The organism is Pseudomonas sp. NPDC089534, assembly GCF_044749305.1.
GTDB lineage: Bacteria > Pseudomonadota > Gammaproteobacteria > Pseudomonadales > Pseudomonadaceae > Aquipseudomonas > Aquipseudomonas ekonensis.
In genome coordinates, this window is the sequence record NZ_JBIVHR010000018.1 from 40,172 (window position 1) to 55,195 (window position 15,024).

The 15,024-nt window shown below is 65.8% G+C and carries 15 protein-coding genes; 10 read left to right on the plus strand and 5 right to left on the minus strand.

Features of this window, described 5'->3' with window-relative positions; translation table 11 throughout:
• Positions 1 to 183, minus strand: a 183-nt coding sequence (locus ACIP0B_RS07990) for a hypothetical protein (protein WP_400831028.1), incomplete at its 3' end; no start/stop codon positions are given.
• Positions 184 to 212: 29 nt separating this feature from the next.
• Positions 213 to 482 carry a DUF2790 domain-containing protein gene (locus ACIP0B_RS07995; RefSeq protein ID WP_400831029.1) on the minus strand — a complete coding sequence of 90 codons (270 nt, stop codon included), beginning with the start codon at positions 480 to 482 and terminating at the stop codon, positions 213 to 215.
• Positions 483 to 786: 304 nt separating this feature from the next.
• Between ACIP0B_RS07995 and ACIP0B_RS08000 the strand changes: the two genes are divergently transcribed.
• The 4 genes from ACIP0B_RS08000 (at position 787) to ACIP0B_RS08015 (ending at position 6,316) form a co-directional block, all read left to right on the plus strand.
• A complete protein-coding gene (locus ACIP0B_RS08000) occupies positions 787 to 1,527 on the plus strand; it encodes a response regulator (RefSeq protein WP_085586710.1) in 741 nt (246 codons plus the stop codon).
• A complete protein-coding gene (locus tag ACIP0B_RS08005; RefSeq protein ID WP_400831031.1) occupies positions 1,524 to 2,831 on the plus strand; it encodes a sensor histidine kinase in 1,308 nt (435 codons plus the stop codon). Before ACIP0B_RS08000 ends, ACIP0B_RS08005 begins: the two co-directional genes overlap by 4 nt.
• Before the next feature lie 268 nt (positions 2,832 to 3,099).
• Positions 3,100 to 5,280, plus strand: coding sequence for a hypothetical protein (locus ACIP0B_RS08010; protein WP_400831032.1), 2,181 nt, complete (start codon positions 3,100 to 3,102; stop codon positions 5,278 to 5,280).
• Complete coding sequence (locus ACIP0B_RS08015; RefSeq protein ID WP_400831034.1) at positions 5,267 to 6,316, plus strand: NAD(P)/FAD-dependent oxidoreductase; 1,050 nt, start codon at positions 5,267 to 5,269, stop codon at positions 6,314 to 6,316. The genes ACIP0B_RS08010 and ACIP0B_RS08015 overlap by 14 nt, the downstream gene beginning before the upstream one ends.
• Before the next feature lies 1 nt (position 6,317).
• Here the strand turns inward: ACIP0B_RS08015 and ACIP0B_RS08020 are convergent, their stop codons facing one another.
• Both ACIP0B_RS08020 and ACIP0B_RS08025 read right to left on the minus strand, forming a co-directional pair.
• Positions 6,318 to 7,064 (minus strand): DUF2063 domain-containing protein, encoded by a 747-nt coding sequence (locus ACIP0B_RS08020; RefSeq protein ID WP_400831036.1) that lies wholly within the window; start codon positions 7,062 to 7,064, stop codon positions 6,318 to 6,320.
• On the minus strand, positions 7,057 to 7,896 hold the full coding sequence (locus ACIP0B_RS08025) for a DUF692 domain-containing protein (protein WP_400831038.1): 840 nt from the start codon (positions 7,894 to 7,896) through the stop codon (positions 7,057 to 7,059). Before ACIP0B_RS08025 ends, ACIP0B_RS08020 begins: the two co-directional genes overlap by 8 nt.
• Positions 7,897 to 8,200: 304 nt before the next feature.
• Between ACIP0B_RS08025 and ACIP0B_RS08030 the strand changes: the two genes are divergently transcribed.
• The 3 genes from ACIP0B_RS08030 (at position 8,201) to ACIP0B_RS08040 (ending at position 10,772) form a co-directional block, all read left to right on the plus strand.
• Positions 8,201 to 8,596, plus strand: a complete 396-nt coding sequence (locus ACIP0B_RS08030) for a hypothetical protein (protein WP_400831039.1) — start codon at positions 8,201 to 8,203, stop codon at positions 8,594 to 8,596.
• Positions 8,597 to 8,785: 189 nt separating this feature from the next.
• Positions 8,786 to 9,832 carry a class I SAM-dependent methyltransferase gene (locus ACIP0B_RS08035; protein WP_400831041.1) on the plus strand — a complete coding sequence of 349 codons (1,047 nt, stop codon included), beginning with the start codon at positions 8,786 to 8,788 and terminating at the stop codon, positions 9,830 to 9,832.
• Between the two features lie 97 nt (positions 9,833 to 9,929).
• Complete coding sequence (locus ACIP0B_RS08040) at positions 9,930 to 10,772, plus strand: NAD-dependent protein deacetylase (RefSeq protein WP_400831042.1); 843 nt, start codon at positions 9,930 to 9,932, stop codon at positions 10,770 to 10,772.
• 172 nt (positions 10,773 to 10,944) lie between these two features.
• On the opposite strand, the gene ACIP0B_RS08045 is transcribed toward ACIP0B_RS08040, so the two are convergent.
• A complete protein-coding gene (locus ACIP0B_RS08045) occupies positions 10,945 to 11,853 on the minus strand; it encodes a LysR substrate-binding domain-containing protein (protein ID WP_400831043.1) in 909 nt (302 codons plus the stop codon).
• Between the two features lie 176 nt (positions 11,854 to 12,029).
• Here ACIP0B_RS08045 and ACIP0B_RS08050 point away from each other — a divergent pair, with 176 nt between their 5' ends.
• Genes ACIP0B_RS08050 through ACIP0B_RS08060 form a run of 3 tightly spaced genes read left to right on the plus strand, consistent with a single transcriptional unit; the run spans position 12,030 to position 14,611 of the window.
• Entirely contained in the window at positions 12,030 to 12,728 is a 699-nt protein-coding gene (locus ACIP0B_RS08050) for a CoA transferase subunit A (RefSeq protein WP_400831045.1), read from the plus strand.
• Between the two features lie 24 nt (positions 12,729 to 12,752).
• On the plus strand, positions 12,753 to 13,418 hold the full coding sequence (locus tag ACIP0B_RS08055; protein ID WP_400831046.1) for a CoA transferase subunit B: 666 nt from the start codon (positions 12,753 to 12,755) through the stop codon (positions 13,416 to 13,418).
• An 11-nt stretch (positions 13,419 to 13,429) separates the two neighbouring features.
• Positions 13,430 to 14,611 (plus strand): acetyl-CoA C-acetyltransferase, encoded by a 1,182-nt coding sequence (locus ACIP0B_RS08060; protein WP_400831047.1) that lies wholly within the window; start codon positions 13,430 to 13,432, stop codon positions 14,609 to 14,611.
• Positions 14,612 to 15,024: the final 413 nt, after the last annotated feature.

Sequence of the window (15,024 nt, forward strand, 5' to 3'; positions counted from 1 at the left end):
CACCATCTGGCCTTGCGGCGTACGGCTGGAGCCGTCGGCGGCGAGGCCCTGCTTGGCCAGCGGCGTCAGTTGGAAGCAGGTGCCGTTGCCGCAGCTGTGCTGCTCGACGGCGGCGTTGGCGTGGGCGGCGACGCCGGCGAAGGCAAAGGCGAAAGCGGTCAGAAAGCGCGATACGTTGTTCATGGCATGGGTCCTTTAATGAAAGTGGGCAATCAGTTTTCGTTGTGGCAGCCGTCGCCGAACTTGCTGTAATCGAGCACACGGGTCTGGCCGGCCGAGTCGAGGTAGGTCATGCGGGCGTCGACGATGCCGCAGCTCCCTGGGTTGCTTTCCTTGAGGGAGATGACTTTCCGGATGTCCAGATGCGTGCCGTAGGTGTAGGTTTGCGGGGCGGCAACGGCTTCGGCGCGGGCCGACAGGGTGCAGATGTTCAGGGCGGCGAACAGGCAAGCGGCAGCGATGGATTTGGTCTTGGCGTTCATGGCGGATCCTCAGGGCGGCAATGGATGAGTCGTTGTCCGGGCGTGGCGTCTGTGCCGTGCCTCGATGGAGCTCATTGAACGCTGGCGAGGTATCGCGCTTGTGTCGGCAAACGGCGCGTATCCATGGCTGTGTATCTGTGCGGGCCGGGGATACACAGCGATACAAATCCCTGGAAAAATCCGCTTTTTGCGTCAGCCTGTATCCGTCCGCACGCCAGATACAGTGCAATACAAACCCAGGCAGGCGAGCCCGGACGGGCTCGGTAGACTGCGCGGCATCCCCCTTTGATTGAGGTTTGGCCCCATGGATCATGTCGATCACATCCTGATCGTCGACGACGACCGCGAGATCCGCGAGCTGGTCGGCAATTACCTGAAGAAGAACGGCCTGCGCACCACCGTGGTCGCGGACGGCCGGCAGATGCGCAGCTTCCTGGAAGCCAACACCGTGGATCTGATCGTGCTCGACATCATGATGCCCGGCGACGACGGCCTGCTGCTGTGCCGCGAGCTGCGCGCGGGCAAGCACAAGGCCACGCCGATCCTGATGCTCACCGCGCGCAACGACGAGACCGACCGCATCCTGGGCCTGGAGATGGGCGCCGACGACTACCTCACCAAACCCTTCGCCGCCCGCGAACTGCTGGCCCGGATCAACGCCGTGCTGCGCCGCACGCGAATGCTGCCGCCCAACCTGGTGGTCACCGAAACCGGACGGCTGTTGGCATTCGGCCGTTGGCAGCTGGACACCTCCGCCCGCCACCTGCTGGACAAGGACGGCACCCTGGTCGCCCTTAGCGGCGCCGAATACCGCCTGCTGCGGGTGTTCCTCGACCATCCGCAGCGGGTGCTCAGCCGCGACCAGCTGCTCAACCTGACCCAGGGCCGCGAGGCCGACCTGTTCGACCGTTCGATCGACCTGCTGGTCAGCCGCCTGCGCCAGCGCCTGCTGGACGACGCCCGCGAACCGGCCTACATCAAGACTGTTCGCAGCGAAGGCTATGTGTTCTCGCTGCCGGTCGAAGTCCTCGGAGCCCCTGCATGAACCTTGCCCTGCACTGGCCGCGCACCCTGGCCTCCCGGTTGTCGCTGATCTTTCTGGTCGGGCTGATCCTCGCCCAGGCGCTGTCGTTCGGCGCGCAATACTACGAACGCTACGAAAGCGCCAAGCACACCATGCTCGGCAACCTGGAGACCGACGTCTCGACGTCCGTCGCGATCCTCGACCGCCTGCCGGCCGAAGAACGTCCTGCCTGGCTCAAGCGGCTGGCCCGGCCCAACTACGGCTACCTGTTGAGCGAGGGCGAGCCCGGCACACCGATCGGCGCGGGCGAGGTGCCGGTGGCGGTCACCTCGATCACCGATGCCATCGGCGACGCCTACCCGCTGACGTTCACCGACATTCCGGGCCCCAAAAAGCACTTCCAGGGCCACCTGCGCCTGAGCGACGGCAGCCCGGTGACCATCGACGTGTGGCCGTCGATGGCGCCGCTCTCGCCCTGGCTACCGGTGGTGCTGATCGGCCAACTGGCCCTGATGCTGGTCTGCACCTGGCTGGCGGTGCGCATCGCGATCCGTCCCCTCACCCGCCTGGCCAATGCGGTGGAAACCCTCGACCCCAACGCCCACCCGATCAGCCTGGACGAAAAGGGCCCCAACGAAGTGGCCTACGCGGCCCGTGCGTTCAACGCAATGCAGGCACGCATCGCCGCCTACCTGAAGGAACGCATGCAGCTGCTGGCGGCGATTTCCCATGACCTGCAGACCCCGATCACGCGGATGAAACTGCGGGCCGAGTTCATGGACGACTCCGCCGAGAAAGACAAACTGTGGAACGACCTCGGCGAGATGGAGCACCTGGTGCGCGAGGGCGTGGCCTATGCCCGCAGCATCCACGGCTCGACCGAAGAGAGCCGGCGCACCCACCTGGACTCGTTCCTCGACAGCCTGGTGTTCGACTACCAGGACATGGGCAAGGACGTGCAACTGGGCGGCAAGAGCGACGCGGTGATCGACACCCGCCCCCACGCCCTGCGCCGGGTGCTGGTCAACCTCACCGACAACGCCCTGAAGTTCGCCGGCGCCGCCGAACTGTGGGTCGAACGGCAGGACGGCGACCTCTCGGTGAAAGTCATGGACCGCGGCCCCGGCATCGCCGAAGAGGAACTGGCCCAGGTGATGGAGCCGTTCTACCGCGTGGAGAACTCGCGCAACCGCAGCACCGGCGGCACCGGCCTGGGCCTGGCCATCGCCCAGCAACTGGCGATGGCCCTCGGCGGCTCGCTGAGCCTGAGCAACCGCGAAGGGGGCGGACTCTGCGCCGAACTGCGGTTGCCGCTGCAGGGTTGAATTGCGTTTAAGAAACGCCGGCAAGCAGATGTCATGGACTACATCGCACGCTTCCGGCGACTACAACGTTGTCAGAGCCGGCCGACTGTTGCCCCTTGGCCCCGCCCTCTATCGTTGCCTGAACCGCCACTCGCGTCCCGGACGTTCCAAAGTGCGTAGCAGACGTTCTCTGCAGACCACTGGTCGTGACTGTCAGATCTGACAGTCGCCGGTCGCCGACATTTGCTGTGTGGTGGCATCAAACGCGCTGCGACCGAGGCCGACCGCCATGACACTGCTGGAAACCGTAGAACAGACATGCAAACGCCTGGCGCCCGGCGGGTGGCAGTCGCTGATGCAGGCACACGGGCTGGACCTGCTGGCGGTGCCGCTTGACGTCGAGCTGCTCAGACCGCTGGCCATCGACCGGACCCTGCCGGGCTTCGAGGACTTTTCGATGGCGGGCTTGCGGGCGATCGAGCCCGGGGAGCCCTCGCGCAGCCTGCTCTTCCATGCCCTGGCGTCACCACGGGTCTCGGTCGATGGGACCGGTCAGCCATTGCAGCTGTTTCCCTCCCCGGCCGAGATCGAAACGCTGCTCGACCTCGTATACGGCATCCGCCCGCCCACCCTCGACGAACTCCGGCAAAAGGCCCGGGGGGCGCCCCTCGCCGTGGCGGTGTTTGCCGGCGAATACCGATGCGCCGCCGATACGGTTCACGGCGAACATGCCGACCTGTGCTTTTCCCGCACCGGCATCGCCCGCGTCGGCACCGCCGCCGCCCGGTATGACGCCCGCCTGCGGAGCCATTTGCCTTGGGTGGACGATGACGCCTACGGCATCCGGGTCATGCCCGTGCGCTACGGCGCCTATGTCGCCGTGCAGCTCAAAGGCGACGCCGAACGGTTCGGCCCGCTGGACTTTCAGGAGGACATCGACGACGACCTGGATTTCTGGGTGCCGCTGCACAAACTGTTCGAGGGCCCCGAATGCATCGCCGGGCTGGAGCTGACGCTGCGGCTGGACAACCACCAGGTCAACGAAAAGCTGCGGCACATACACCTGCGTCATGTCGGCACCGGTTGGCAGGAGCCGGAAATCAGCCAACCGCCGTTCATCATCAGCGAAGGCCTGGCGCACTGGGCGACTCCGGCGGACCGGGGGCCAGGGCTCTTGCTGCCGCAGGTCAGACCGCGCCTGGTCGAGCCGGCCCTGCTCGACGGACAGCCCCTCACCTTTCAAATGCCGGCCGGAACCGCCGGCATGGTGCACGGCCGCCACAAAGTCAACGAGGACGGCAGCATCGAGGATCTGAACGACCGGGAAGGCGTGGCCGAGCTGGTCAACCGCGGCGGTTACCGGGCCCTGCACTATCACGACGGGACGGCTGACGGTTGGGTGCGTGCGCATTGCTCGCCGCTGAACACGTTGATGCCGTCGGTGGCGGCGTACTCCGTGATCGGCCCGCCGGATTTCTTTCCGTTGTGCACCCAGCGAGGACTGCTGAAATGGGCGAGCAACGAGCCTGCCTTGAGCGCCCCCGACATCTGGCATGCGCGGCTGGAAACCCTGTCGAACATCCGCTACTGCGCCAACCTGGCACTCAAGGATCAACCGTTTTCACCGGACGACCGCGGCGTGACGGCGATCGTCTCGCAACTGCGCAACAGTGCCGCGCCCCCCTCTGCCCCTCTGCCTCCCAACTGCGCCCGCCCGACCTCGTTGCCCGACGGCGCGGCCGGTGTGTTCGCGCCCGGCTGGGAGACCGGCTGGATCCGCCAGCGGATGCCTGACGACACCTGGGTTCATATCCTCGCCGGTTATGAGCTGGCCAGCCCGTTCACCGAGGACATACGCATCTGCGCGGCGCTGGGTTCGTTCTGGCCAGGCACCGCACCGGACTCGGCGCAGACGTTCGAGCCCCGTGAAACGTTGCACAGCATCATTCCGCTGACCGACCGGGAAACCGGCCTGGACGCCGTCGCCTGGGATCACCAGCAACGGCCGCAACTGATACAGGACCAGGGACGCACGTTCGTCCGTTACCGCGCCTACGAATACAGCGACTACACGCAGGTCGCCCTCGACAACTGCTTTTCCCTGCAGCAGACCGGCCCCGTGGATCAGCAGGCCTACCAGAACCGGGTGCTGTCGATGTACCGCGTCTACAACGCACTCGATGCAGGCCAGGACGACGGAGCGCGCAACCGTTGGCCAGTGCTCTCATTCGAAACCCTGCGGCGGCCCGACCCGGAGCTGGAGCTGGCGGAGCGACAGGCCGGCACCGCACTGGACGGTTGGGTGCATCGCTACCGGATGTACCGTCGCGGCGGCGTGTCCAACCCGGCCGGCGACTTCAAGCGGCGGGACGTCGAGGTGTTGGAGCAGGCAAGCGTCTTCGTCAGCGCCGCAGCCATGCTGCTGAAAACCGACGGCGCACCCTGGCGACTTGTGCTTGAACCACTTTGATGTGGTGGTGGTCGGCGGTGGCCCCGCAGGATCTGCAGCGGCCATCGGCTGTGCACAGCGCGGCTGGCGGGTCGCCCTGATCGAACGCCGCGCCTTTCCCCGCTTCCGCCCCGGCGAAAGCCTGCACCCGGGCATTGAACCGTTGCTCCAGCAGCTCGGTGTGGCTGAACGGTTGTGCCGTGAGGATGCCCTGCGCTTCGACGGACATTGGGTGCAGTGGAACGGGCCACCGCAGTTCAACGGATTCGGCGGCGACGGGAATGGGCGGTGGCGCGGTTTCCAGATCGCCGGAGCGCAGCTTGATGACGCGCTGCTGCAAAGGGCGGCGGCGCTGGGCGTGACGGTGCTTCAGCCGCACCGGGCGCAACGGGTGCTCGTTCATCAGCGGCGCGTGATCGGCGTGGACACCGACACCGGCCCCCTGTTTGCGTCATACGTGCTCGATGCCAGCGGTGCGTCGGGTTGGCTCGGCCGCCAACTGCAGTTGCCGGTCCGTCGTTGCTCACCGTCGTTGCTGGCCCGCTTCGGCTATCTCGAAGGGTGCATGGCGCCCTATTCGCAGTCTCCGCACCTGCTGGCCGACACCGACGGCTGGACATGGCTGGCGCAAGTGACGCAACGGACGCTGCACTGGACGCGCCTGACCTTCGAAGCGCAGAGCCAGGCGAAGGGCGATCACCTGCCTTGCGCATTGCCGGCACCGCTGCGGGCCCTGTCGTCACGGAGCCGCCCCCGCAGCGCCGATGTGACGTGGCGCATCAGCGCCGCACCGGCCGGCAGCGGCTACTTCATTGCCGGCGACGCGGCCAGCCAACTCGACCCGGCCTCCTCCCATGGCGTACTCAAGGCGTTGATGACAGGCATGCAGGCTGCGCAAGCCATATCCGACGGTCTCCGGCACCCGGCCTTGCAAACGGCGGCGCAGACGCAATACAGCCAGTGGCTAAGCGATTGGTTCGAACGGGACAAGGCCCAGCTCCAGCGCTTCTACCGCCTGCACCCGTGCCCGCCCCGGTGGCTGCCGACCGATGAATGAATCAGCACCCCACCACGCCGTCGTCATGCAACTGGCGCAGCAAGGCCAATCCGCTGTCCAGGAACGCCACCGTCACGGGCAACCCGGCTTCGGTCGCCAGCGCCTCGAGATGTTCGGCCCCGGTCAGCCGCGCCCCATCGCCGATCCGTTGCAGCAGGCGCCACGCCAACGGACTCAACTCGGAAAACCTCACGCTGAAGTCCGCCGTCCGCCGCACCAGCAGCAGGGTCGGTTCCGCGGGCGGCGCGGCCAGCCGATGATCGGGGCCGAGCTTGTGCACCGGCCAGGCATAGGCCAGCGGCCAAGCCAGCGGCGACACCTGCAACGGCCGGGTCAGCAGCGACTCGGCGTCACCCGGCGGCAATGGCTGCGCATCGGACTGCTGCAACACCATCTCCACCCATTCGTAATGGGCCAGTTCCACCATGAACGCCGGCCATCGGCCCTCCTGGGCAACCGCCGGCGATTCGGCGAGATAGCCGATGAACTCCTCAGCGATTTCACCGAACTTCGGTGTCTGCGCACGATGATCCCGCAGGAAGCCACGTATCAGCGTGCGCCAGGCGTCCTGGCCGATGATCCGGATCAGGATCGGAAAGGTGCCGCCCAGCAATTGCGAAACATTGTTGAGCACCAGATCGCGATACACGTCGACCCGGGCCGCGCTCATGCCGGTCGGTGGCGACTGGTTGTCCGGATCCCGCAGGTAGCGGGTCAAGGCCCGTTGTTGCCGTTCGAGGTTATCCACGTCGGTCTCCTTCGGCTTGCAGGCGGCGGATGGTCTGCAGTTCGGCCACCAGGTCGGAGAACGCCGGGAAGTTGAAGTCCCGCTCCAGCAGGGTCGGCTGCGCCCCGAAGCGGGCGTAGGCCTCGGCCAGCAGCGACCACACCACCGGTTTCACCGGCGCGCCGTGGGTGTCGATCTTCAGCGTGTCGGACTCATCGAAATGCCCGGCCACGTGCATGCCCACCACCCTGTCAGGCTCGAAGGCGGCCAGAAGGGTCTGCGGATCGAATCCGTGGTTGACCGAGTTGACGTAGACGTTGTTGACGTCCAGCAGCAGGTCGCAATCGGCCTCGCGCAACACGGCGTTGGTGAAGGCCGCCTCGTCCATGTCCTGCCGGGGAGCGGCGTAATAGGACACGTTTTCCACCGCCAGCCGCCGGCCGAGGATGTCCTGGGCCTGACGGATGCGCGCGGCGACGTGGTGCACCGCCTCTTCGGTGAACGGCAACGGCAACAGGTCGTAGAGATGACCGTCGTCGCTGCAATAGCTCAGGTGTTCGCTGTACAGCGGCACGTCGTAATGATCGAGGAAGGTGCGCACTTCGCGCAGAAAGCCCGTGTCCAGCGGAGCCGATCCGCCAAGGGACAACGACAGGCCATGACAGGACAGCGGGTAGCGTTCAGCCAGTTCCCGCAGCGCCGCGCCATGGGCGCCGCCGACGCCGATCCAGTTTTCCGGGGCGACCTCAAGGAAGTCGAAATCACCGCGGCGGGCGGCCAGAAGGTCTTTGATCAGGCCACGGCGCAGGCCGAGCCCGACGCGGGGCGGCAAAGCGGGAGGTTGAGTCTGCATGGGCAAGGCCTCGGTTGAAGTGCCGCCAGACGTGGCGACGGACCCGTCCAGTAGGCGCCCATGCTGTATCCCGGCTGTGTTGCAGGCCGTGGAAATGTCGAAGGTTTTGTATCGGGAGCGAAGCCCGACACACTGCGATACACGCTGGCAAGAACCGATCGGAATAAGAAATACGGTTTTTACACCTGTCAACTTTGACAGTACCGCCCCGCCGCAACCCCACCTAGACTGGGCCCCAAATACGCTCTCCCCACTGACAGGGAACCTGGCCATGAATGCCTTCGCAGGATCTGCAAGCGGAACGATGACCGCAAAAATCAAGGATCAGCCGGACTTCCACGCCGACGTGAGCATTTCCGTCCACAGGGGCGCACGCTGGGAGATCAGGGCGATCCACGCCGCCCAGACAGGCAACCCGGCGGACCAGCGCGAGCTGAAGTTTTACGTGCCCCTGGATCTTTCGGAGCCGGCCGCCGAGAAGACCTACGCCCTGCACATCAGCAGCGCCGAGGACGAAGCGATGGCGACCTACTCGGCGCCACCCTCCCTCGCCCTTTCCCGGGAAGGCACCTTGACCGTCCGCTACTGCGCCTCTCAAGGCACGATGATCGGCTCTTTCGCTTTCATGGGCGTTTCCAGCCCTTGCGACCACCGTTATCTGGTGTCCGAAGGGCATTTCACCCTCGCCGGTCTGTCCTAGGCAGAAATCCGACGTCCGCCGTCGGTTCGTAGTGAGTGTTTTGCCATCACGCGGCTAGACTCAAACATGACCCAGTCGAGGGGGCCGCGGGGCGCCGCTTGCGCCCGTTTCCATGACCACCGCCCGGTGGCAACCGCCTCGACGCCCGCACAGCCGCCGGAGCGTGATCCTGCAACAGGAGCACCTGTGATGGACGAGGCCAGACTCAACGAATTCATGGGCAAACTGGTCAACGACATGGGCGGCGCGGCGATGCTGGCCAATGTCATCGTCGGCGAGGAACTCGGTCTGTATCGGGCGATGGCCGACAGCCAGCCGATCAGCCCGGAAACCCTCGCCGAAAAGACCACCTGCAACCCCCGCCTGGTGCGCGAATGGCTCAGCGCCCACGCGGCCTCCGGCTACATGGAACATCTGGACGGAAAATTCCGACTCCCCGAAGAACAGGCCCTGGCCCTGGCCATCGAAGATTCGCCGGTGTACGTCGCCGGCGGCCTCGGGGTGGTCGCGTCGTTCTTCCACGACAAGGACAAGCTGGTCAAAGCCATGCGCGGCAATGGCGCCTTGCCGTGGGGCGACCACCACCCCTGCATGTTCACCGGCACCGAGCGGTTTTTCCGCCCAGGCTACAAGGGGCACCTGATCGCCGAATGGCTGCCGGCGCTGGACGGTGTCGTGGCCAAGCTCGAGGAAGGCGCCAAAGTCGCCGACGTCGGCTGCGGCCACGGCGCCTCCACGGTGATCATGGCCCAGGCCTACCCCAATTCGCGCTTCGTCGGTTTCGATTACCACGCGCCTTCGGTGACCGTCGCCACCCAGCGCGCCGAAGAAGGCGGGGTCAGCAGCCGGGCGCGGTTCTTCCAGGGCACGGCGAAAAGCTTCCCCGGCGACGACTATGACCTGATCTGCTACTTCGACTGCCTGCACGACATGGGCGACCCGGTCGGCGCGGCGCGCCACGCGTATGAATCGCTGAAGGACGACGGCACGGTACTGCTGGTCGAGCCGTTCGCCAACGATACGCTGGACGACAACATCAACCCGGTCGGCCGGCTGTTCTACGCCGCCTCGACGTTCATCTGCACGCCGAACTCGCTGTCCCAGGAAGTCGGCCTCGGGCTCGGCGCACAGGCCGGCGAGACCCGCTTGCGCAAGGTGTTCAGCGAGGCGGGGTTCAGCCAGTTCCGGCGGGCCACGCAGACGCCGTTCAACCTGATACTGGAGGCGCGCAAATGAAGCCGGCGCGGCGAGGAAGCCCGCTTCCTCGCCGCCGCCCCTCTTGCCGCCCGCGGGTGCTAACCTGCATGCACCTTCTGCCTGCGGAGCGCCGGTCATGCCAGACAGTCCCACCCCCGACTCTTTCGCCCACCTGCTGGAAGCCATGGCCGGCGGCAACTTCGTGGCGCTGACCGGCGCCGGCATCAGCACCCCGTCCGGCATCCCCGACTACCGCGACAGCAACGGCGTGCGCCGTGGCCGCCAGCCGATGATGTACCAGGAGTTTCTCGCCGCGCCCGAATCCCGCCGCCGCTACTGGGCCCGGGCCATGCTCGGCTGGCCCCGGGTGCGCCAGGCGCGGCCGAACGCAGCCCACGAGGCGCTGGCCAGCCTGCAGCGGCACAGCCTCATCGGCGCCCTGATCACCCAAAACGTCGACACCCTGCACGACCGGGCCGGCAGCCGCGATGTGATCGAACTGCACGGCAGCCTGCACCGCGTGCTCTGCCTGGACTGCGGCCAGCGCAGCGAGCGGGATTCGGTCCAGCAATGGATGGAAACGCAGAACCCTTATCTTGCCGGCGTCGATGCGGTGCAGGCGCCGGATGGCGACACCCTGCTCGATCCGGCCTTCGAGGCACGGTTCCAGGCACCCCGCTGCCCCCACTGCGACGGCGAACGGATGAAGCCGGACGTGGTGTTCTTCGGCGAGAACGTGGCGCAGCACACGGCGGCGCGGGCCATGGAAGCGGTGGAGAACGCGGCCGGGATGCTGGTGATCGGCTCGTCGCTGATGGCCTTCTCGGCGTTCCGCCTGTGCCGGGCGATCGCAGACCGGGGCAAGCCGCTGATCGCGATCAACCTGGGCAAGACCCGGGCGGATGAACTGCTGGACCTGAAAATCGAAGGTTCGTGCGAAGTATTATTGCCGCGTCTGGCGCATCAGTTGACCAAATGACAGCCCTTGTGGGAGCCAGCCTGCTGGCGATGGCGGTGGATCAGACACCATCGATGTCAGCTGTGCCGGCCTCATCGCTGGCAAGCCAGCTCCCACAGGTTTCTGTGGAGGGTACAGACCCTGTCATCACCCCGGATTCCTGTGGGAGCCAGCCTGCTGGCGATGGCGTCAGTCAAGGCACCGCACGGCCCAGGCGCTGGCCGAGGTTCTCCTGGCGCAGGATGTCGAACAGCGCCTGCGCCGCCGCCGACAGTTCGTTGCCCGGCTCGGTCAACACACCGATGGCCCGTTCCACCACCGGATCCTGCAAGGTCAGGCAGCAGGCGCCCAGTTCCTGCATCTGCACCGCGCACAAGGCCGGCACGGCGCTGACGCCCAGGCCGCTGGCGACCATCCTTCCGACCGTCGCCAGTTGATGGCTTTCGAACTCCACCGGCAGTTTCATGCCTCGGGCCTGCAAATGCTCTTCGAGCATCACCCGCACCGTGGACGGCCGCTGCAATGTGATGAAAGGCTGCTCAAGCAAGGTCAGCCAGTCGATCTCCTGGCGCCCGGCCCATGGCGAATCCTGCGGCACCACCGCCACGAAACGGTCGGTGTACAGCGGCGTGAAGCTCAACGACGTGCTCTGCATCGGCTCGAACGCCACCCCCAGTTCCACCTGGCGGTCGCGCACCATCTCCAGCACCTGTTCGTTGATCACGTCGTTGACCGTGACGTTGACGTTCGGATAGCGCGCACGGAAATTCTTCAGGATCGGCGGCAGCAGGTTGCCGGCAAACGACGGCATCGCCGCCAGCGTCACCCGCCCCCGCTGCAGGCTGAAGCGCTGGCGCATCTCGTCTTCGGCGTTGTCCCAGTCGGCGATCAGGCGCCGGGCCAGCGGCAGCAGGGATTCACCCTCCGGCGTCAACGCCACATTGCGCGTGTTGCGGCTGAACAGGCGTCCGCCCAGCCCTTCCTCCAGCGCTTTGATGGTCAGGCTCAGCGCCGACTGCGACAGGTGCAGGCGCTCGCAGGCCACGGCGAAACTCAGGCTCTGGGCCACGGCGAGGAAGGCGCGGATCTGTTTGATGGTCATGGTCGCGTTGCTCCAGTTGAAAGCCGCAAGCGTTAAGCTGCAAGACGGGGGGGCGATGATTAATTGAGTTTTATCAATCAATCCACCCTAAAAATCAACTTAACAAATATATCGTCCGGCGAGACACTCCAACCATCCGGCTAGCCAGCCGCCTACCAACAATAAAAGAGGTGCCTATGGCAGGTTTCGACAAGCGCGTGTACTCCTACGAGGAGGCTCTGGCCGGCCTCAAGGACGGCATGACCGTGATTTCCGGCGGCTTCGGCCTGTGCGGCATCCCCGAAAACCTGATCGCCGAGATCAAGCGCAAGGGCACCCGCGACCTCACCGTCGTCTCCAACAACTGCGGCGTCGACGGCTTCGGCCTCGGTGTGCTGCTGGTGGACCGGCAGATCCGCAAGGTGGTGGCCTCCTACGTCGGCGAGAACAAACTGTTCGAGGAACAGCTGCTCAACGGCGACATCGAAGTCGTCCTCACCCCGCAAGGCACCCTGGCCGAGAAAATGCGCGCCGGCGGCGCGGGCATCCCGGCCTTCTTCACCGCCACCGGCGTCGGCACCCCGGTGGCCGAAGGCAAGGAAGTGCGTGAGTTCCACGGCCGCAAATACCTGATGGAAGAATCCATCACCGGCGACTTCGCCATCGTCAAAGGCTGGAAGGCCGACCACTTCGGCAACGTCGTCTACCGCCACACCGCCCAGAACTTCAACCCGCTGGCCGCCACCGCCGGCAAGATCACCGTGGTCGAAGTCGAGGAGATCGTCGAACCCGGCGAGCTGGATCCGTCGCAGATCCACACCCCCGGCATCTACGTCGACCGGCTTATTTGCGGCACGTTCGAAAAGCGCATCGAACAGCGCACCATCCGCAAATAATTCAGGCTGACGGAGAACAAGAACATGGCACTTTCCCGCGAACAAATGGCTCAACGCGTCGCCCGCGAAATGCAGGACGGCTTCTACGTGAACCTCGGCATCGGCATCCCGACCCTGGTCGCCAACTACATCCCCGAAGGCATGGAAGTCATGCTGCAATCGGAAAACGGCCTGCTCGGGATGGGCCCTTTCCCGACTGAAGACACCATCGACGCCGACATGATCAACGCCGGCAAACAGACCGTGACCGCGCGGATCGGCGCGTCGATTTTCTCCTCGGCCGAGTCCTTCGCAATGATTCGCGGCGGTCACGTAGACCTGACCGTGCTCGGCGCGTTCGAAGTGGACGTACAGGGCAACATCGCCTCGTGGATGATCCCCGGCAAACTGGTCAAGGGCATGGGCGGCGCGATGGACCTGGTGGCCGGCGCCGACAACATCATCGTCATCATGACCCACGCCTCCAAGGACGGTGAGTCCAAGTTGCTGAGCCAGTGCAGCCTGCCGCTGACCGGCGCCGGGTGCATCAAGCGCGTCCTGACCGACCTCGCCTACCTTGAAATCGAAAATGGCGCTTTTGTCCTCAAGGAACGCGCACCTGGCGTCAGCGTCGAGGAAATCGTCGCCAAAACCGCTGGTAAACTGATCGTCCCGGATCACGTACCGGAAATGCAGTTCGCTGCCGAGTGAGGAGTTCGAAAATGCAAGACGTCGTCATTGTTGCCGCCACGCGTACCGCAATCGGCAGTTTCCAGGGTTCGCTGGCCACCGTCTCCGCCGTGGATCTGGGCGCGGCGGTCATCCGCCAGTTGCTTGAGCAGACCGGCCTGGACGGTGCCCAGGTCGATGAAGTGATCATGGGCCAGGTGCTGACCGCCGGCGCCGGCCAGAACCCGGCGCGCCAGGCCGCGATCAAGGCCGGCCTGCCCCACGCCGTGCCGGCCATGACCCTGAACAAGGTCTGCGGCTCGGGCCTCAAGGCCCTGCACCTGGGCGCCCAGGCGATCCGCTGCGGCGACGCCGACGTGATCATCGCCGGCGGCCAGGAGAACATGAGCCTGGCCAACTACGTGATGCCCGGCGCCCGCACCGGCCTGCGCATGGGCCACGCCCAGATCGTCGACACCATGATCAGCGACGGCCTGTGGGACGCCTTCAACGACTACCACATGGGCATCACCGCCGAGAACCTGGTGGACAAGTACGGCATCAGCCGCGAGCAGCAGGACGCCTTCGCCGCCGCTTCGCAGCAGAAAGCCGCCGCGGCCATCGAGGCCGGGCGCTTCGCCGATGAGATCACCCCGATCCTGATCCCGCAGCGCAAAGGCGACCCGGTGGCGTTCAAGACCGATGAGCAACCGCGCGGCGACACCACCGCCGAATCCCTGGCCAAACTGCGCCCGGCCTTCAAGAAGGACGGCAGCGTCACCGCCGGCAACGCATCGTCGCTGAACGACGGCGCCGCCGCCGTGATCCTGATGAGCGCCGAAAAGGCCAAGGCCCTGGGCCTGCCGGTGCTGGCGAAAATCGCAGCCTACGCCAACGCGGGCGTCGACCCGGCGATCATGGGCATCGGCCCGGTCTCGGCCACCCGCCGCTGCCTCGACAAGGCCGGCTGGTCGCTGGATCAGCTGGACCTGATCGAAGCCAACGAAGCGTTCGCCGCCCAATCGCTGGCGGTGGCCAAGGACCTGCAATGGGACCTGGCCAAGGTCAACGTCAACGGCGGTGCCATCGCCCTCGGCCACCCGATCGGCGCATCGGGCTGCCGCGTGCTGGTGACCCTGCTGCACGAAATGCTCAAGCGCGATGCGAAGAAGGGTCTGGCGACCCTGTGCATCGGCGGCGGCCAAGGCGTGGCGCTGGCGCTGGAACGGGCGTAAGCCAAATGCGTTCATCAGCGGTCGGCGGATCCACGACATCCGCCGCCCTCTGGCAACAAACCCGGCACGGCTTGCGCCATGCCGGGTTCTTTTTTGCCTGGATTCGGGTGACCCCGTTCAACTTCGTCGGTGACTGACCCACCGCCATCGCCAGCAGGCTGGCTCCCACAGGTTTTTGCGGTGGCCTGCCATTTCTGTGAACGCCGCTGACCTTTGTGGGAGCTGGCTTGCCAGCGATGGCGGCGTGTCAGGCAATGAGGATGTCGGCTGTGCTGGCCTCATCGCTAGCAAGCTAGCTCCCACAGGATTCTGCGTTGGGCTGCCATTTCTGTGAACGCCGCTGACCTTTGTGGGAGCGGGCTTGCCAGCGATGGCGGCGTGTCAGGCAATGAGGATGTCGGCTGTGCTGGCCT